The sequence below is a fragment of the Paracoccus sp. M683 genome (assembly GCF_007096355.1).
Lineage (GTDB): Bacteria > Pseudomonadota > Alphaproteobacteria > Rhodobacterales > Rhodobacteraceae > Paracoccus.
In genome coordinates, this window is the sequence record NZ_VKDF01000007.1 from 169037 (window position 1) to 187653 (window position 18617).

An 18617-nucleotide genomic window follows, 5' to 3' on the forward strand; every position below is an offset into this window, starting at 1 on the left:
GATCAAAAGGGGGGTGCGATGCGCTGGTTACGGATGCTGTCGACAGTGGTTCTGGTCATCGGGCTGGTATGGATTGCGGGTCGCCTGATCTTTCCCGTCCCCTCGACCGAGGGGCGCCCGGTCGAGGCCGCCATGCCCTTCGACCCGACCACCACGCTTGGCCCGCAGGCAGAACAGGCGCTGTCGGCCCATGCCGGCCAAAGTGGCGTGATCCCGCTGCCCGATGGCCAGAACGCCCTGCACAGCAGGATGCGGCTGGCGGAAGGGGCAGAACGCTCGATCGACGCGATGTACTACATCTGGCACGACGATGTCTCGGGGCTGCTGTTGTTGGATGCGTTGCGGGATGCGGCGGCGCGCGGGGTTCGCGTGCGGCTGCTGTTGGACGACAATGGCGTCGCCGGCATGGATGGGATGCTGGCGGCACTGAACGCCATGCCCAATTTCAGCGTGCGGATCTTCAACCCCTCGACCGTGCGCAGCCCCAAGGCGGCCGGTTATCTGCTGTATCCGCTGCGGATGAACCGGCGGATGCACAACAAGGCCTTTATCGTCGATGGGGCTGTGGCCATCGTCGGCGGTCGCAATATCGGCGACGAGTATTTCGCCATGGGCGACGTGCCGGCCTATCTGGATCTGGATGTGCTGGGCGTGGGCGAAGTGGTCACCGATACCGCAACGATCTTTGACCAATATTGGAACAGCCAGCCGGTGCTTGCCCTGGAACAGGTGATCGACGGCGAAGGCGACATCGCCGCCTTTGACGCCGCAGTGACGGCGGCCGAGACATCCGAAGAAGGGCAAGCCTTTGCCACCGCCGCACAAAGCGTCGCCGACAGGCTGGTCGCCGGCGAGGCGCCCCCGATGGAATGGACCGATGTGCAGGTCGTGGCCGATGATCCGATCAAGGGCATGGGCACCCACGACCGCGATCAGCTGATGATCACCCGGCTCAGCGGCATTCTTGGCGGCGTCAGCACCAATCTGGACCTGCTTTCCGCCTATTTCGTGCCCGGCAAGGAAGGCACCCGCTATTTCTCTGACCTGGCCCGCGCCGGCGTCAATGTCCGCATCCTGACAAATTCATGGGAGGCCACCGACGTGCCCATGGTTCATGCCGGCTATATCAAATACCGGCGCGAATTGCTGGAGGCCGGCGTCACCCTGTTCGAGCTGAAGCCAATCGCCGGGCTGTCCCAGGGCAAAAGCGAGTTGGGACCGTTCGGCTCGTCCGGGGCCAGCCTGCATGCCAAGACCTTCACCGCCGATGACAGCCGGGTCTTTATCGGATCGTTCAATTTCGACCCGCGCTCGGCCGCACTGAATTGCGAGATGGGCTTTCTGATCGACAGCGCCGCCATCGCCCATTCCGGCAGCGCCGCGCTGACCGACGGGCTGGCCGCGCGCAGCTTTCAGCCGGTGCTGGAGGGCGACAAGATGGTCTGGCGCGATCCGCAGCCCGACGGCTCGACCGTCATGATCGAACACGAGCCGGGGCTGGGCTTTGGCAACCGGATCGCCGTCTATGTCCTGAACCTGCTGCCGATCGAGTGGCTGCTGTAGCTGGCTGGCCTTAACCGGCGGCCAGCAGCTGCCCCAACCCGATGACACAGCCCACCGCGATCAGCAGCCCGCCCGAGATCAGGTTCATCCGCCGCAACCCGGTGGGCGTGGCCAGCCTTTGCCGGGCGGCGGCGACGGCCACGCCCATGGTCATGTTCATCACGAAGGGAATCGCGGTCGACATGGCCACGATCGCCGCGACATCCGCCGCCGTGATCCGCGCCGGATCGACAAATCCGGGCAGCACACCGACATAGAACAGCGCCGCCTTTGGGTTGCCGGCAATCGCCATCAACCCGGCTGTGAACCCAGCCCACGCCCCGCGCCGCGTCAGGCGGCTGTCTCGCTGGACCGGCTGGCTGGCGCTGCGGATCAGCAGGATGCCCATCCCGATAAAGACGACCACGGCGATCCAACCCAATGCGCCGATCAGCGCGGCGCTTTGCGCGATGATCACCGACAAGCCAAAGATCGCGACCAGGGGCCAGATGATGTCGCCGACCGCCACACCAAGCGCCAGCGGCCAGACGCCCGCAAAGCCCGAGGACAAGGCCCGCGCCATGATCGCCACCCAGACCGGGCCGGGCGTCAGCCAGATCGCGAACATGGCCCCGGCATAAAGCCACAGTGACTCGGCGGACAGGGTCATCAAACCTCCTCTGCCGAGGATTGCCCCCCGGTCTTCGCAATCATCAATCGCCGCGCGCGCGAACCGAATGCCTGAAACAATTCCGGCCCGGTGCCGGTCAGCAATGTCTGGGCCGGCAGCGCCGCGATTTCGTCGTAAAGCGCCGCACGGCGGTCGGCGTCAAGATGGGCTGCGACCTCGTCCAGCAGCAGGACGACAGGCTGATCGGCCAGGGCCCGCGCATTGGCCAGCATCAGCGACAGCAACAGCGCCTTTTGCTCGCCGGTCGAGGACAGCGCGGCGGGCATGTCCTGCGGCCCCCAATGCGCACCCAGATCGGCGCGGTGAGGACCCGTCAGGCTGCGCCCGGCCGCCAGATCGCGGGGTCGTATCCGGGCCATCCGATCCGCGATGCTGGCGGGGTCGGCATCATCGGCAAAGCCCTCGCCCGGCAGCAGGTTCAGCGTGGCGGCGGGAAAGCTGGTTTCGGCGTCGCGCTGCGCGGCCATCACCCGCGCAATCGCCGCAAGCCGGTTGCAGGTCAGCGCCGCCCCCGATTCGGCCATCTGCCCCTCCAACGCGCGATACCAGCCCGGATCGCTGGCCTGATCGCGCAGCAGCCGGTTTCGTTCGCGCATCGCCTTGTCATAGGTCAAAGCCGTCTCGGCATGGTCGGGGATCAGGCTCAGCGTGACACGGTCCAGAAACCGCCGCCGCACCTCGGGCGGGTCTGACCAAAGCCGGTCCATGGCAGGCACCAGCCAGATGATCCGCAGCATCCGGCCAAGTGCCGTCTGGGGGGCCGGCTTGTCGTCAATGATGACGCCCCGCCCCTGCCCCGGCGGGGCCACGGTTTCCAGTTGATGTTCGCCAAGAGTTGCGCGGACGCGCCAACCGGTATCCACGCCCTGTCGCGCCTGTTCGCCCGCACCCGCACCGCGCAGGCCCCGGCCCGGTGACAGCATCGACATGGCTTCAAGGATATTGGTCTTGCCTGATCCGTTTGCCCCGAAAATGGCAAGCGGCCGCGCATCCAGATCAAGCGTCAGATGCCGCCAAGACCGGAACTGCGCAAGGGACAGGCGGGAAAGCGTCACACCCGCATCGGCATGACGACATAGACCGCGCTGGTATCGCCGCCCTCGCGGATCAGCGCCGCATCGCCGGACCCATTGAACAGAAAGACCGCGTTATCGCGATCGACCTGACTGGCGATTTCCTGCAAATACTTGGCGTTGAAGCCGATTTCCAACGGCTCGTCAGCATAGGCCACGGTCAGTTCCTCGTCGGCGGCACCGGCATCCGGGGCGTTGACCGACAGGATCAGCTTGTCGATCTCCAGCGCCAGCTTGACCGCGCGCGAGCGTTCGCTGCTGACCGTTGCAACCCGGTCCACGGCGCGGGCGAAATCGCTGGCATCCACTTCCAGCTTGCGGCTGTTGCCGGCAGGAATGACGCGGCTGTAGTCGGGGAAGGTCCCGTCGATCACCTTCGAGGTCAGCGTGATTGACGGCGTGGCGAAACGCACCTTGGTCTCGCTGACGGAAACGGCGATGGCGGCATCGTCATCATCCAGCAGCTTGCGCAATTCGGCCACGGTCTTGCGCGGCACGATCACACCCGGCATGTCAGCCGCGCTTTCCGGCAAGGGCGCGTCGATCCGGGCCAGCCGGTGACCATCAGTCGCCACGCAGCGCAGCACCGGGCCATCTTCGGACTTGGCCACATGCATATAGACGCCGTTCAGATAATAGCGGGTTTCCTCGGTCGAGATGGCGAATTTCGACTTGTCGAACAACCGCCGCAGCACTTTGGCCGGAGCGCTGAAATTCGCGGCATATTCCGTCGTGGCCATGATCGGAAAATCCTCGCGCGGCAGCGTCGCAAGGCTGAAATTCGACTTGCCGGCCTGCACCGTCAGCCGGCCCGCCGCATCATCCGAGGTGATATTGACCAATGCCCCATCAGGCAGCTTGCGGGCAATCTCGTTCAGCAGCTGCGCGCTGACCGTGGTGGCGCCGGGGCGTTCAACCTGCGCGGGGGCACGATCCACCACCTCGGTATCCAGATCGGTGGCGCGGAAACTGGCCCCGTCGGGTGTCGCCTCGATCAGCACATTGGCAAGGATCGGAATGGTATTGCGGCGCTCAACAACCGATTGGGCCTGGCTGACGGCCTTGACCAGAACCGCACGCTCGATCGAGAATTTCATGTCCGTCCCTCACCCTGTGGCCCTTGCCCGGACCCGCCTTTTAGCCGCCCTTGCGGGCGGTCACAAGAATTTCAATGGAAAACAGGGGGCGGTCAAGCCTCAAGCAGGCGCTTCAACAGATCCAGATCCTCGCTAAGCGCCTCGTCGCTGGCGGCAAGCTCTTCGATCTTTTTCACCCCGTGCATGATCGTGGTGTGATCGCGCCCGCCAAACCTGCGCCCGATTTCCGGCAGGCTGCGATTGGTCAGCTGCTTGGACAGATACATCGCGATCTGGCGCGGCCGGGCCACGGTGCGCACCCGCTTGGGGCCGATCATGTCGGCCAGGCGGATGTTGTAATGTTCGGCCACCTTGCGCTGAATTTCCTCGATCGACACCCGCCGGTCCGAGGCCCGCAGGATGTCCGTCAGACATTCCTGCGTCATGTCCAGCGTAATTTCGCGCCCGATCAGGCTGGCAAAGGCGAACAACCGTTGCAGCGCCCCTTCCAGCACACGCACGTTCGAGGTGATGCGATGGGCCAGAAATTCCAGCACGCCGGGGGCCATTTCCAGCCCCTGATATTGCACGCGGAAGGCATCGGTCTTGGATTGCAGGATGCCAAGGCGCAATTCATAGGTGGTGGGGTGCAGATCGGCCAGCAGGCCACAGCTGAGGCGGGACTTGATGCGTTCCTCCAGCCCCTTGATCTCGCCCGGCGCGCGGTCTGCCGAGATGATGATCTGCTTGCCCTGATCGACCAGCGCGTTGAAAGTATGGAAAAATTCTTCCTGCGTCGAATCCTTGCCGGCGATGAAATGCACATCGTCGACCATCAGCAGGCTGACGGTTCGGAACATTTCCTTGAAATCAAGGATCGTCTTTTCCTTCAGCGCCTGGATGAAGCGATACATGAACTGTTCGGCCGACAGATACATGACACGGGCGCCGGGATGGTTCTGGATATACTCGCGCGCGATGGCGTGCATCAGGTGGGTCTTGCCCAGCCCCACTCCACCATAAAGAAACAGCGGATTGAAGCTGACCGGCCCACCTTCGGCCACCCGACGGGCAGCGGCATGGGCCAGTTCGTTGGGCTTGCCCACGACGAAATTATCAAAGGTAAAGCGGGGGTCCAGGGGCGCGCCCAGATCAGCGTTGCGGTCTGGCAGGGCGGCTGCCGCGACGGCCCGCAGCGGGGCTTGGGCACGGGGCCTGTGCTGGTTCGCGGGGGTCGTTACGGCCGAAGCCGCAGCCGAAGCAACCGGCGCGGCAGTTTCGGCGCGAATGTGGAAACGCAGACGCTCGGCCGGGTGGCCGGTTCGGTCAAGCTCGGTCAGAATGGCCTGCGCAAAATGGCGGTCAACCCAGTTTGAAATGAACCGCGTTGGCGCGTCGAATTCGGCGATGCCGTCATTCACACCGACCAGCCGCAGTGGCTTGATCCAGTGATTGTAGTTATTCGCCCCCACCGATTGTTCCAGATACCCACATGCCTGCCCCCAGATCTTGTCCATGCTTTCCGCGCCTTGTCATTTTTCGTCCTGTCCCGAGGCCGCCCCCCGTTTCCGGTGTGACAGCCGCGTTTCGCCGGCGCGCCAAGGCAAGACGGTATGGCCACACGACATCAGCCACAGCGTAATACGCTGCGGACAGCAGTCGCAGGCCAAAACCCGATCAAAAGGACAATCGCTGGCAGGTGGCAGCCCGCCGTCAATGCTTCCTTTCGAGGACGTTTCCATCCCTGTCATCCTGTCCCGAACCCGACCCGTCAGCGGCAGCTACAGTCAGTTCCGGGACAACCCCCAGGCGCGAGGTGAATCGCTGGATGGCAAACTAGCAATGCGCGTCGCCAGCACGCAACCGATCATTGCGCTTGACATGACCTGACACCGGACGAATCTGCCCAGCCCTCTGACCTGCAAGGAAAAAAACTTCGTCGTGAAAGAAAATCGCCGCGAATCAAAAGGTTAACGATGCGTTAACGACACAGGGCGCGGAGTTCACCGCGCCCTGTGGGAATACAGCAACCAGAGGTTGCCGGGGCCATGCCCCATACAAGGAATCAGCCGATCAGGCCTTGGCCAGCGCCTTCACGCGCGAGGCCAGGCGCGACACTTTCCGCGAGGCCGTGTTCTTGTGGTAGACGCCCTTGGTGACGCCACGCATCAGTTCGGGCTGGGCCGCCTTCAGCGCCAGGGCCGCTTCTTCGGCATTGCCGCTGGCGATCGCTTCTTCGACTTTGCGCAGGAAGGTGCGGATACGCGAACGGCGCGCCTTGTTGACGGCGGTGGCGCGCTCGGCCTGGCGGGCGCGTTTCTTGGATTGCAGGGTATTGGCCATGTTATCGGCTCCGTGGGTCTTGTTGCATTTCGATCGCGCAAAAGACCCACTGACCCATCCCATAGGGAGAGGTCATGATTCTTGCCTAAAGCGGGCCCACGCGCATGTGGGGACCGCCTATAGGTCAAGCGCCCCCGAAAGGAAAGCGTTATTTGTCGCGGAACTGCGGCTCGCGCTTTTCGACAAAGGCGGCCATGCCCTCTTTCTGGTCCTCGGTCGCAAACAGCGAATGGAACAGCCGGCGTTCGAACAGCAGGCCTTCACGCAGGGTCGTTTCATAGGACCGGTTCACGGCCTCTTTGGCGGCACGCACGGCGATCTGCGATTTCTCGGCGATCTTGCCGGCGACGGCCAGTGCCTCGCTGATCAGCTTTCCGGTCGGCACGACGCGGCTGACAAGCCCCGAACGCTCTGCCTCGGCGGCATCCATGAAGCGGCCGGTCAGGTTCATGTCCATGGCCTTGGACTTGCCGACGAATCGGGTCAGGCGCTGCGTCCCGCCAATTCCGGCGATGACGCCCAGATTGATCTCGGGCTGGCCGAATTTGGCGTTCTCGGCCGCGATGATGAAATCGCAGGTCATCGCCAATTCGCAGCCACCGCCCAGGGCATAGCCGCTGACAGCCGCGATGATCGGCTTGCGAACCCGCAAAATGGCCTCGGTCGGGCCGGTGAACAGATCGCCGGCAAAGACATCGACAAAGGACTTCTCGGACATCTCGCGAATGTCGGCGCCAGCGGCAAAGGCCTTTTCGTTGCCGGTCAGCACGATGCAGCGCACCTTGTCGTTCTGGTCTGCCTCGGTCAGCGCGTCAGCCAGCTCGTCCAGCAGTTGCTTGTTCAGCGCGTTCATCGAATCCGGGCGGTTCAGCCGGATCAAGGCGACCTCGTCCTCGATCTCGACGATGATGGTTTCGTATGCCATGGGTTGAACCCTTGTGAATCTGTCAATCGCGCCGAGTCCTAGCAGGCCCCGCGCCCCGAGGCCAGCATCAGACTTTGCCGTTCATGTCCTGGGGCTGGCTTTAGCGCTGGCAGATCGGACAGTAAAAGCTGGACCGCCCCGACTGCACCACCCGCCGGATGACGCCATCACAGCCGGGCATCGGGCAGGGGGCGCCCTCGCGGTCATAGACACGAAAGCTGTGCTGGAAATAGCCCAGCTCGCCCGTGGCCTGCCGATGGTCGCGCAAGGATGATCCGCCGGCGGCGATCGCCTCGGTCAGCACATCGCGGATATGACCGGCCAGCGCCGCAAGCCGCCCGGCACCGATGCGTCCGGCGGCCCGGCGCGGGTCGATCCCGGCGCGATGCAGCGCTTCGCTGACGTAGATATTGCCCAACCCGGCAACGATTCGCTGATCCAGCAGCGCCTGTTTCACCGGCGCTTTCTTCGCGGCAAAGGCAGCGGCCAGCAGATCTGGTCCAAATGCGGCATCCAAAGGTTCCGGCCCCAGATGCGCCAGCAAAGGGTGGTCATCACCGTCCCGGATCAGGTCAACCATGCCGAAACGCCGCGCGTCGTTGAAGGTGATCGTCGTGCCCTGGTCGGTGGTCAGCACGACATGGTCATGGCGCGGCAGAATCGACGGATCGCGCTGAAACCCGGCCAGCCCCGCGCCTTCCACCAGCAGCCGCCCCGACATGCCCAGATGCATCAGCACGCTGCCGCCGCGATCCAGATCCAGCAGCAGATATTTCGACCGCCGCCGCAGCCCCATGACCCGCGCGCCGGTCACGACCTGCACCAGATCGACCGGCAGCGGCCAGCGCAGATCGGGCCTGCGCGCCTCGGCGCGGGCGATGACGCGGCCCTCAAGATGGGGGATCAGGCCACGGCGGACGGTCTCGACTTCGGGCAGTTCTGGCAATTCGTTCCCTTTCGTCGCATTGTGCTGGCGGCGCGCGGCCTTTATCTGGCGGTGCAGATGAATAACGGCAAGCGCATGAGCGACAAGAAAACCACGCATTTCGGCTTTCAGACGGTGGACGAAGACCAGAAGGCCGGCAAGGTCCACGAGGTCTTTACCAGCGTCGCCTCGCGTTATGACGTGATGAACGACCTGATGAGCGTGGGCATCCACCGCATCTGGAAAGCCGCGATGATGGACTGGCTGGCGCCGCGCAATGGCCAGCGCCTGCTGGACGTGGCGGGCGGCACGGGCGACGTGGCCTTCCGTTTCCTCGAACGCGCGCCTCTGGCGGATGTGGTCGTCTGCGACATGACCGAATCCATGCTGATCGAGGGCCGCAAGCGGGCCGAGGCCGCCCGGCTGGCCGACCGCCTTGGCTGGGTCACGGGCGACGCGATGGCGCTGCCCTTCGCTGACAACAGCTTTGACCGCTATACGATCAGCTTCGGCATCCGCAACGTCACCCGCATCCCCGACGCCCTGTCCGAGGCCTTTCGCGTGCTGCGCCCCGGCGGCCGGCTGATGGTGCTGGAATTTTCGCAGCTTCCGAATCAAGGCCTGCAATGGGCCTATGACCGCTATTCCTTCAACGTCATCCCGGCCATGGGCAAGGCGGTAACGGGGGATCGCGACAGCTATCAATATCTGGTCGAATCGATCCGCCGCTTCCCCGATCAGGAAAGTTTCGCCACCCTGATCCGCGATGCTGGATTCGAGCGGGTGAAATACCGCAACCTCTCGATGGGCATCGCGGCGCTGCATTCGGGCTGGAAACTGTAACATGCGCGGCCCTCATAACATCTGGCGCCTGATCCGAACCGGCGCCACCTTCGAACGCACGGGCGCCATGGGCGTGGCGCTGGACGCCGTCGATGCGCCGCCGCGCCTGCGCATGGCTGCGCGGATGCTGGGCTGGCCCTTTGCCTGGCTCGGCTACAAGGGCGACCCGAACCTGCCGCCGGTCACGCGGGCGATCACCGCGCTTGGGCCGGCCTATATCAAGTTCGGCCAGATCCTTTCGACCCGCGCCGATGTCGTCGGCACCGAACTGGCCGACCAGTTGCGCATGTTGCAGGACCGTCTGCCCCCCTTTCCGACCGAGACCGCCCGCCAGATCGTCCAGGCCGAGTTGCATCAGCCGGTCGAAGCCATCTTTACCGAGTTTTCGGAACCCGTCGCCGCCGCCTCGATTGCGCAGGTCCACCGCGCGCGGCTGCGCGACAGTGGCAAGGAAGTCGCCGTCAAGATCCTGCGCCCCGGCATCGAGGCCGCCTTTCGCCGCGACATCGACGCCTTTCATTTCGGCGCAAATCTGGTCGAGCGTCTGCTGCCCCAGACCCGCCGCCTGCGTCCCCGCGACGTGGTCAGCCATTTCGAATCCGTTGTTTCGGGCGAATTGGATCTGCGGCTGGAAGCGGCATCCGCATCGGAATTTTCCGAGAATACCAAGGATGACGCGGGCTTTGGCATTCCCCTGCCCGACTGGCGCCTGTCATCTCGCCGGGTGCTGACAAGTGACTGGGCCGAGGGCATCCCTCTGGGCGATCGCGACGCCATCGTCGCGGCCGGCATCGACACGGTCGATCTGGGTCGCCGGGTGATCCAGCTGTTCCTGCGACACGCGCTGCGCGACGGTTTTTTTCATGCCGACATGCATCATGGCAATCTCAAGGTCGCGCTGAATGGCGACCTGATCGCCTATGATTTCGGTATCATGGGCGAGATCGACGAATATACCCGCCGCGTCTATGCCGAGATCCTGATGGGCTTTATCCAGCGCGATTATCGCCGCGTCGCCCGCGTCCATTTCGAGGCGGGCTATGTCCCCCGTGACCGCGACGAAGCCGCCTTTGCCCGCGCCTTGCGCGCCGTGGGCGAGCCGATCTTTGGTGCCGATGCCAGCCAGATTTCGATGGCCAGCCTGCTCAGCTATCTGTTCGAGGTGACGGAACGCTTTGGTATGCAGACCCGGACCGAGCTGATCCTGCTGCAACGCACCATGGTCGTGGTCGAGGGCGTCGCCCGTTCGCTGGACCCGCAGCTGAACATGTGGGAATCGGCCAAGCCGGTCGTCGGCGACTATATCCGCGACAACCTTGGCCCGCGCGCCATGGCGCAGGACGCCAGGCGCATTGCGCAAACGCTCAGCCGTTATGCACCCCTGCTGCCCCAGGTGGTCGATCAGGCATTGTGGAACCGGATTCACCGCGATGAGATCGAGGCCGCGAAACCCGCGCCTCGCCGCACGCCAACAGCATGGATCGCGGCAGCTTTTCTGGCCATCGGGCTGGGGGCAGGCCTTTTGATCGGCTGAACCGCTGATCGCGTGATTCGGAAAAAATACCGGTCCTGCGGATATTATATCCGTTTGGCCTATTTCCGCTGATCAGGAAACAGCGGAGCCATGCCCTTCCAGGTGAACAAACCTGTTTACTTGGATAGTTCTTCCATTTCCCTCGACATGATCGCATCGGTCCGGCCAGACCCGGCATTATGTTGATCCTGCCAGCCGTCGCCCAAGGGGGCGTCTAGAGGGGGATCGCAAGATGGCCGGAACCACCACCTTGTACCTTACCCCAGCCGCAGGAACCATCCGCTGCATACAGCGTCAGCGGCAATGGCATCACCTCGTCGACCTCGGGTGTCATGATCACCATTCACCCCCGACCGCCACAGAGATCGCGACAAGCGGCCAGGGATATCAGGGCGGCATCGGCAACTTCGACCCGTTCTATCCCGGCTCGCTGGACGTAAATCCGCCTTGCTTCGTCACGGGCACAATGATCGCGACCCCCGATGGCCCCCGCCCGGTCGAGACGCTGAAGGCTGGCGATCTGATCCTGACGGTGGATCGCGGGGCCGTGCCTCTGCGCCCGGTTTTGTCGACGATATTGAATGCCGCCCGGCAGGAAAATGCGCCTCAGCTCAGGCCCATCCGCATCACTCGCGGCGCTCTTGGGGCCGGCCTTCCCGATCGGGACCTGCTGGTTTCGCCGCAGCATCGAATCCTTGTCGGATCGCGGATCGCGGATCGCATGTTCGGCACTGCCTTGGTGCTGGTGGCGGCGAAACAGCTGTTGCAGCTTTCTGGCATCGACATCGCCACCGACCTGCCCGAGTTCAGCTATTTCCACCTGATCTTTGACCGGCACGAGATCATATATTCCAACGGTGCGCCCAGCGAATCCCTCTATCCCGGCCCCGAGGCCATGCGCGGGCTGACGACTGCCGCCCGACAGGAAATCTATGCCCTGTTTCCTCAGCCTCGCGAGGCCGGACCAGAAAAGATCATTGCCGCCCGCAAACTGGTCTCGGGCCGGATGGGCAGGAAGCTGGCAATTCGGCATCTGCAAAACCGCAAGCCGTTGATGACCACTGCCTGACACAACAGGACACAACAGTGCGGCCGGCCCCAAATGGCCGGTCGCGGCCGCCAATCCACGCACGGCAACCGGTGCAGATGCAATCAACCCACCTTCGGTGGCCCCTTCTGCGTTCCAGACGATATCACCGCCATGCCGCCCAAAGTCCCGCCGCAACGGCTGATTGCGCGACGAAACGGCCCCGCTTAATTGGCCGGAGGTTGACGAACGGCCTCGACATCATCCGTCATGGTGGTTGCGCCCCCTTCAAGCACCAGTTGGACGCCGCCACGGGCCAGTTCGGCTTCGACGACCTTGGAATATACGCCGACGTCGGATTCCCCGATCTTCTCGCCGTTCTGCCAGCTTTCGATCTTGAACTTGTACATCCCGTCCGGGAATTTCTCGCCCAGTGCATCGCGACCAAACCAGTCAACCTGGCCTTCGCCGGCACCGATCTCTTCCCGCATCAATTCGCGGCCGCTTGAGGTCATGGTGACAAGCTGAACACTGTCAGCCCGCGGATCCGGTGAAAGATCCAGCGTCAGCGGGCGTTCACTGAACCAGACTGGCCCGGTGACGCGCACCTCCTGACCCAGCCAGTTGCCCAACTGCCCCAGCCCCCCGCTCATCTGCTGCGCCAGATCCCTGAGCAGAGTGTTGGTTTGCGCCTGCTGTTCAACACCAGAGAAAGTGGCCAGCTGCACTGCGAAGTCCGACCCCTGCATCGGATTCAATGGATCCTGATTCTTCAGCTGCGCCGTCAGCATCCTCAGGAATGTTTCAAAATCCCCGTTCGCAAAGGCGGACTGATCTGCCGCCCCGCTGCGCGTCGCGGCTGTTACCGCCGTCGTATTTGCCGAAACCGGAACGACCATTCTTGAACTCCTTTATCTAAACACGAATATCCAGCCGGTCGACATTGGACCCGGCCAATCGGATCAATCTGGCCGCCCCGGCCGTTCCCACCGCGTCCGCAGGGCCAGGAACATGCGCCGAAAGCTCGCCATCGCGACCATCCGCCAGGCGGCCCGGCTTCCGATCTTCGGGGGCTTGCCGATCCGCGTCATCGCGGAAATTCAGCGAAGATCCATCAAGCCCGCTTTCGCGAAGATCCGCCAACAGGCTATCCGCATTGCGCCGCAAATGTTCCAGCACCTCCGGCCGTTCGACCCAAACAGTCAGCGACGGCCCCGAATCACCGCGCGACAACACCAGCCGGACCTTCCCCAGCTCGTCGGGCGACAGCACAATCTCGGCCTCGTTGCCCCGCATGCGCAGGACGGCATCGGCGACCTGTCGTGTCGGCGCCCAGGCGGCGGTGCTGCCCCAGATCGCGGTCTCGCCATGACCAACAAGACGGCCGTGCAAGGATACGGTGCCGCCGGAAGCAATGCTGACGTCTGGTAGCAACGTCTCCGTTTCACGAATCGGCGCATGTCGCCCCGCCTCTGCATCAACAATGCCAAAATCCGCACGACTGGCGATCATCGCCTCGGTCAACTGGTGTCGCGACGAGGGTGGCACCGCAGCTGAAAACGCCACCGGATCGGGCAATCGACCGTATTCAAGGCCGTCAACAGGCGTCGATCCGGGGCTTAACCCTTCGGCCGGCGCCGACCGTTGTGACCCCGACCATCGCAATAGCGCCGTTTTGTCACCCATCGCCGCGAGGCTTCGCAGATTCGGATCAAGCGTCCCCGTCACATCAGCAGCTGGCCCGACAACCCCATGTCCGACCAAGGTCCCCAATGAAACCCCGTTCGATCCGGCAGCAACGTCGGCAGAACCGCCAAACGACCCGAAACGCCCCTCTGGCAGCGTCATGAGGCCATAGCGATTCCCGGCAGCTGCGGGCTGGCGCGGCTCGTTCCTGGTCTGGCCGTCAGCGATCTCCCACCCCTCGCCGCCCCGGTCGTTGGCCCCGGTCCCCGCGGGTCTTTGATTGGCCTGCGCCCCGCCGCCACCCCCGAAGGATTCGTCATCTCGTTGCAGCGACCCAATCAGCCGGTTGGGCGCATCGGGATCAGCATCCTCGATGGGCTGACGAACAATGGGCATCAACCCCGCTTCAAGGTCGGCTCCGCCGGCAGGATCTGCGATCTGAACCAAGTCCAGCGTCAGATCGGTATCCTCTGGTGGATCAATCAGTTGATCGACACCTTGCGAGACCGGACACATCGCGAGCTCCTCTTCGTCCGCCGCGCAAGGCTCTGCCGCGTCATCCTCCTCTGGCCCAGCCTCGCTTTCGGTATCAGAAACCTGATCCAGACTTGGCGGACAGTCCTCATCGGCAGGGTCGGCACCAGACTTCGTCCCGCTGGAACCGGCATCGGTCTGCGTCCCGAAACGGGCCATCATTTCCGCCGAGAAGGCTGATTCGCCCCCCGAAACGGAAGGCCGCTTTACCGCCAGATATCCAACAACTGCTGCCCCAGGGGCAGGTTTTACCACATCATGATCCATCAACATGTCCCATTCGAACATTGTGTGAACCATAATCGAAGCAAGTTACCGAATATTTACCGCGTGCTGCGATGATCCTCATGTGAATCATCGAAAATGGTAAAATGCAGATTATACCCGATCAGATCGCTGCCCCCCCATCGGCGCAGCATGACAACCGTATCAATAACCGGCTGGAACAGGCGTTTCTTGAAGAGATGTTGAAATACGCCGGCCCGAAACCTAATGCGCAGGCCTTTGGCGGTGGGATCGGTGAAGAGCAGTTCTCGACCTTTCTGACACGGGAATATGCGACAATCCTGGCAGATTCGCTTGATCTCGGCCTATTCAGAAACGAAGGCGGCCGCGCATGACAGATCAGGCAATTGACCGGCAATTGAAGATCGCGCGCGATTCCATCATGACCGGTCGAATCAGCGATGCCGCGCGCGATGTCGACAAGTTGTTGTCGCTGATCCAGCGCGTGGAGCTGGATTCCGCGCGTCGTCAGCGACTTGAAACCAGATTGAAGGACCTGCGCGAGCTTGCCGAAGCCGCCCTGAACGGTGCACGCGGTGCAGCCGAGCAGCTTCAGGCAATCATCCAGTCAGCTCGTTCTCTTGAAACCTATGACAGCCACGGGCAGCGAAAGATCTCCGATACCGCCACCGCGCAGCCCCGGCGGTTTTGACTAAAATGCCAGATGCTTCGGGTTTGAGCGACAGGCAAACTTCACCGAATGTAAATCATCTGCCCGTACAAGGGTGATCGCATCAAGAATATGCGGGGCTTGAAGCCCGACGGTTCAGAACGGCCAGTTTCTCAAAACCTGGGTGTAAAGCACCCACATCGAAGGAGGACAACATGTCCAGCATTCTGACCAACAATGGCGCAATTGTCGCACTGCAAACCCTGAAAGGGATCAATGCGAACCTGCTGAAAACCCAAAACGAGATCTCGACGGGCAAATCCATCGGCAATGCGAAGGATAACGCCGCCATCTGGGCTATCTCGAAAACCATGGAAACCGACATCAGTGGCTTCAAGGCGATTTCGACCAACCTGAATACGGCCGGTGCGACGGTTGCGACCGCCCGCAGCGCAGTCGAAAAAATCCAGGAAGCGCTTGATGACGTCAAGACGCTGGTGCTGACCGCCCAAACGGCCGGCGCTGACGACCGGGCCAAATTGCAGACCGATATCGAAGGGTTCCGCGATGTGATCACCTCGATCGTCAGCACGGCCCAATTCAACGGGGTTAACCTGCTGGATGGTACCTCGACTGCCACCTATGACGTCCTGTCATCGCTCAATCGTTCGGGCGGCACCGTGACGCCCTCGCGAATCAATGTGGACCGTCAGGACATGTCGATGAATGCGGGCGTGGCTGCGACTTTTGGTGGAACTGCTGTCACCAACACTTCGATCATCGACAACGACGGCACCGCCGCTGGTACGGCAGCAACTCTTGCTGCCGGTGGCACGCAGACCCTGTCGATCGCTTCGGTCGGCTCTGGCTACAGCTATCGGATTACTCTGGACGATACCGCTGGGGCGAATACCCTTGGCGCCCAAACGTTCGAATACGTTGCCGGGGCCGGCGACAGCACCGGTGATATTGCGAACCAGCTGGGACAGGCGATCGAACAGCACCTGTCGATCAACGGGATCACCACTTACAGCGTAACTCGGGTCGGCGACGAGATTCGCCTGCAAAACAACCATGCAACCGATGGACTTTCGGTTACCGCAGAAACCGCCACGGGCGGCACCCCGGCCACCGGCGGCGGGATGGCGGCTTTGGCGACTTTCGACGTGACCAGTGATGCCGGGGCAGCGTCGGCCTTGACGCAGATCGAAGGCCTGATGCGGACAGCCATTGATGCTGCCGCAGCGCTCGGCTCGACCCAGAAGCGTATTGAAACGCAGAATGATTTCCTGGGCCAGATGAGCGATCTGATGACCAGTGGGGTCGGTTCGCTTGTGGACGCAAATATGGAAGAGGCTTCTGCCCGCCTTCAGGCGCTGCAGACCCAACAGCAGTTGGGCATCCAGTCGCTGTCGATCGCGAACCAGGCGCCGTCGTCCATCCTCGCGCTGTTCCGCGGGTAAACACACGGGACGAGGCCCCGTTTCGGGGCCTCGTCACGACGACATCCTCAATCCTAGAACTCGGGAACGACGACATTGAACGCAGTTACGCCACATAAGGAATACGGCCAGTATGGCTCGGCAGGCATTCGAACCGAACGCGATGCCGAATATGAGGCCTTTTCGCAGGTCACGAGGTTGCTGCGCGCTGCAGGCAACGACCGATACGGCTCCAACGCCATCAGCGCGATCCACAAGAACAACGAACTTTGGATGACCCTTGCGGCCGATCTTGCGCAACCTGACAACAGTCTGCCCCCTGAAATGAAAGCCGGGCTTATCTCGCTGGCAGGGTTTGCGCTTCGTCACGGTCAAACCGTGGTCAACGGCACGGGAAATGTTGAGCCGCTGATTGATATCAACGTGGCAATGATGAAGGGGTTGCGCGGCGAGGTATCTGCATGAGCGGCCTGGTCATCAAACTGGGTCCAAAGGAAAGGATCCTCATCAACGGGGCGGTTATCGAGAACGGAGAGAAGCGCTCCAAGATCGCGATCAAGACACCCAATGCCAACGTCTTGCGGTTAAAGGATGCGATTCATCCTGACGAGGTTCAGACACCAGTCGCCCGCGTCTGCTATGTAGCCCAACTTATCCTTTCGGGTGATGCTTCACATGATGAAGGCACCCGACAGCTACTATGTGGAATCGAACAGTTGTCACAGGTGTTCGAGGACAGCGACAGCCGAAGGCTGCTGGCGATTGCCACCGATTCTGTGCTCTCGGGCAATTTCTACCAGGCCCTTCGCAAATTGCGCGACCTGATGCCGCGTGAAGCGCGCATGCTGTCGGATAAGCTGCAATGAGCTTCCAAGTTCTTTTCGGCGCTGGCGGACTGGCTGGTTGGAATCTTCTGAAACGGACGGCGGCGCAACAAAAGCAAATGGTCGCCGCCGATCCTGTCGTCACCAGATCGACGGCGTACTTTCGCGACAACATCGCAAAAACGGGTCAAGCTGCCGACTTGGTTTCGGACTATCGACTGCTGAGCGTGACCTTGGGTGCATTCGGACTTGAAGCCGATGTCGCAAGCAAGGCATTCATCCGAAAGATACTTGAATCACCGCAATCAGATGAAAAATCGCTGGTTAACCGTCTCGCCGACAAGCGTTATCTTCGGTTGGCGAATGCATTTGGATATGATCTGGGCAATCAGACCGTTACTTCTGACGGGTTTGCTGACCGGATCACGCAAGCCTACCTGGACCGAGAATTTGAACGGCGCGTCGGCGAAGGTGACCAGAATCTCCGGCTTGCCCTCAATGCTCAACGCGAGTTGAGTCAAATGGCAGGCCGCGACTCTACCGAAGACACATTGTGGTTTGAGGTGATGGGAAACCCCCCGCTGAGGAGAGTATTCGAGCAGGCTTTTGGCTTCTCATCGTCCTATGGCAAGCTGCCTATTGATCGGCAACTCGCTGAATTCAAAGAAAAAGCAGAAACGGTATTCGGCAGCTCGTCCTTTGACGTCATCACAACCGAAAAGGGAACTGAAAAACTGATCCAGAGGTTTCTTCTGCAATCCCAGCTTTCTGAAGGTATGGCTGCATCATCCTATTCAATCGCTCTGCAACTTCTAAGAAATTGACGATATGGTAGGACCGCGTTTGAGGTTATGTGATGGCGATACTTCTGGGCGCCAGGGCTTGCCGCAGGTCACGAACAGCGCCGCCTCCCGTGCCATCTGTGCACCCGACAGGGACGTGTCGGCGATGAGAGCAAATTCCCGAGGCGCCATCATCGAGCACAGTCATAAGAGGTGGTCCGGGAATTTGGACCAGTTTTCCATTCAGCTAAGCTATAGCATGGGTTTCATGTCAGGCGGCGGCTTTCAGGTTCTGATCCGAGGTATCATAGGCCTCGGCTGGCGTCAGCAACTGACCTGCCCCCCGCGAAATCCCTCATCGTGATTTAGAGTCTGCGCCAACTCTGAAGGAGCAGACACATGCGAAAGAGCCGTTTCACCGAGGCGCAGATAATCGGGATGATCAAGGAACAGGATGCCGGGATGCCGACGGCTG

20 protein-coding genes are annotated in these 18617 nt (G+C 61.9%); 11 read left to right on the forward strand and 9 right to left on the reverse strand.

Features of this window, described 5'->3' with window-relative positions:
- Window positions 1–18: 18 nt before the first annotated feature.
- Window positions 19–1563, forward strand: coding sequence for a phospholipase D family protein (locus tag FNJ84_RS14500; protein WP_143793945.1), 1545 nt, complete (start codon window positions 19–21; stop codon window positions 1561–1563).
- A gap of 10 nt (window positions 1564–1573) precedes the next feature.
- Here the strand turns inward: FNJ84_RS14500 and FNJ84_RS14505 are convergent, their stop codons facing one another.
- From FNJ84_RS14505 to mutM, 7 genes are all read right to left on the reverse strand, one after another.
- Entirely contained in the window at window positions 1574–2212 is a 639-nt protein-coding gene (locus tag FNJ84_RS14505; RefSeq protein WP_143793916.1) for a LysE family translocator, read from the reverse strand.
- Window positions 2212–3288, reverse strand: a complete 1077-nt coding sequence (gene recF / locus FNJ84_RS14510) for a DNA replication/repair protein RecF (protein ID WP_143793917.1) — start codon at window positions 3286–3288, stop codon at window positions 2212–2214. Before recF ends, FNJ84_RS14505 begins: the two co-directional genes overlap by 1 nt.
- The gene (gene dnaN, locus FNJ84_RS14515) at window positions 3285–4403 is read right to left on the reverse strand and encodes a DNA polymerase III subunit beta (RefSeq protein ID WP_143793918.1); all 1119 of its coding nucleotides are present in this window, start codon (window positions 4401–4403) and stop codon (window positions 3285–3287) included. Before dnaN ends, recF begins: the two co-directional genes overlap by 4 nt.
- Before the next feature lie 92 nt (window positions 4404–4495).
- A complete protein-coding gene (dnaA, locus tag FNJ84_RS14520; RefSeq protein WP_143793919.1) occupies window positions 4496–5899 on the reverse strand; it encodes a chromosomal replication initiator protein DnaA in 1404 nt (467 codons plus the stop codon).
- A gap of 556 nt (window positions 5900–6455) precedes the next feature.
- Window positions 6456–6725, reverse strand: a complete 270-nt coding sequence (rpsT, locus tag FNJ84_RS14525; protein ID WP_143793920.1) for a 30S ribosomal protein S20 — start codon at window positions 6723–6725, stop codon at window positions 6456–6458.
- A gap of 148 nt (window positions 6726–6873) precedes the next feature.
- On the reverse strand, window positions 6874–7650 hold the full coding sequence (locus FNJ84_RS14530; protein WP_143793921.1) for an enoyl-CoA hydratase: 777 nt from the start codon (window positions 7648–7650) through the stop codon (window positions 6874–6876).
- Between the two features lie 100 nt (window positions 7651–7750).
- Window positions 7751–8596: a bifunctional DNA-formamidopyrimidine glycosylase/DNA-(apurinic or apyrimidinic site) lyase gene (gene mutM / locus FNJ84_RS14535; protein WP_143793946.1), complete on the reverse strand. Its 846-nt coding sequence runs from the start codon at window positions 8594–8596 to the stop codon at window positions 7751–7753.
- Window positions 8597–8671: 75 nt separating this feature from the next.
- Between mutM and ubiE the strand changes: the two genes are divergently transcribed.
- The 3 genes from ubiE (at window position 8672) to FNJ84_RS14550 (ending at window position 12021) form a co-directional block, all read left to right on the forward strand.
- Window positions 8672–9418, forward strand: a complete 747-nt coding sequence (gene ubiE, locus FNJ84_RS14540) for a bifunctional demethylmenaquinone methyltransferase/2-methoxy-6-polyprenyl-1,4-benzoquinol methylase UbiE (RefSeq protein ID WP_143793922.1) — start codon at window positions 8672–8674, stop codon at window positions 9416–9418.
- A 1-nt stretch (window position 9419) separates the two neighbouring features.
- Window positions 9420–10952 carry a 2-polyprenylphenol 6-hydroxylase gene (gene ubiB / locus FNJ84_RS14545; RefSeq protein ID WP_143793923.1) on the forward strand — a complete coding sequence of 511 codons (1533 nt, stop codon included), beginning with the start codon at window positions 9420–9422 and terminating at the stop codon, window positions 10950–10952.
- 430 nt (window positions 10953–11382) lie between these two features.
- The gene (locus tag FNJ84_RS14550) at window positions 11383–12021 is read left to right on the forward strand and encodes a Hint domain-containing protein (protein WP_255471221.1); all 639 of its coding nucleotides are present in this window, start codon (window positions 11383–11385) and stop codon (window positions 12019–12021) included.
- A 185-nt stretch (window positions 12022–12206) separates the two neighbouring features.
- On the opposite strand, the gene FNJ84_RS14555 is transcribed toward FNJ84_RS14550, so the two are convergent.
- Together FNJ84_RS14555 and FNJ84_RS22020 are read right to left on the reverse strand one after the other, a co-directional pair.
- Entirely contained in the window at window positions 12207–12878 is a 672-nt protein-coding gene (locus FNJ84_RS14555) for a flagellar hook capping FlgD N-terminal domain-containing protein (RefSeq protein WP_143793925.1), read from the reverse strand.
- A 16-nt stretch (window positions 12879–12894) separates the two neighbouring features.
- Window positions 12895–13827, reverse strand: a complete 933-nt coding sequence (locus FNJ84_RS22020) for a flagellar hook-length control protein FliK (RefSeq protein ID WP_185968540.1) — start codon at window positions 13825–13827, stop codon at window positions 12895–12897.
- 114 nt (window positions 13828–13941) lie between these two features.
- Here FNJ84_RS22020 and FNJ84_RS22025 point away from each other — a divergent pair, with 114 nt between their 5' ends.
- The 7 genes from FNJ84_RS22025 to FNJ84_RS14590 all read left to right on the forward strand — a co-directional run bounded on the left by FNJ84_RS22025 (window position 13942) and on the right by FNJ84_RS14590 (window position 18184).
- Entirely contained in the window at window positions 13942–14379 is a 438-nt protein-coding gene (locus tag FNJ84_RS22025) for a hypothetical protein (protein ID WP_185968541.1), read from the forward strand.
- A 191-nt stretch (window positions 14380–14570) separates the two neighbouring features.
- Entirely contained in the window at window positions 14571–14819 is a 249-nt protein-coding gene (locus tag FNJ84_RS14565; RefSeq protein ID WP_255471218.1) for a flagellar biosynthesis protein FlgJ, read from the forward strand.
- Complete coding sequence (locus FNJ84_RS14570; protein ID WP_143793927.1) at window positions 14816–15136, forward strand: hypothetical protein; 321 nt, start codon at window positions 14816–14818, stop codon at window positions 15134–15136. Before FNJ84_RS14565 ends, FNJ84_RS14570 begins: the two co-directional genes overlap by 4 nt.
- A gap of 173 nt (window positions 15137–15309) precedes the next feature.
- The gene (locus tag FNJ84_RS14575; RefSeq protein ID WP_143793928.1) at window positions 15310–16557 is read left to right on the forward strand and encodes a flagellin; all 1248 of its coding nucleotides are present in this window, start codon (window positions 15310–15312) and stop codon (window positions 16555–16557) included.
- A gap of 75 nt (window positions 16558–16632) precedes the next feature.
- Window positions 16633–17001, forward strand: a complete 369-nt coding sequence (locus tag FNJ84_RS14580; protein ID WP_143793929.1) for a flagellar biosynthesis regulator FlaF — start codon at window positions 16633–16635, stop codon at window positions 16999–17001.
- Window positions 16998–17402: a flagellar biosynthesis repressor FlbT gene (gene flbT, locus FNJ84_RS14585; protein ID WP_143793930.1), complete on the forward strand. Its 405-nt coding sequence runs from the start codon at window positions 16998–17000 to the stop codon at window positions 17400–17402. The genes FNJ84_RS14580 and flbT overlap by 4 nt, the downstream gene beginning before the upstream one ends.
- On the forward strand, window positions 17399–18184 hold the full coding sequence (locus FNJ84_RS14590; RefSeq protein ID WP_143793931.1) for a DUF1217 domain-containing protein: 786 nt from the start codon (window positions 17399–17401) through the stop codon (window positions 18182–18184). The genes flbT and FNJ84_RS14590 overlap by 4 nt, the downstream gene beginning before the upstream one ends.
- Window positions 18185–18617: the final 433 nt, after the last annotated feature.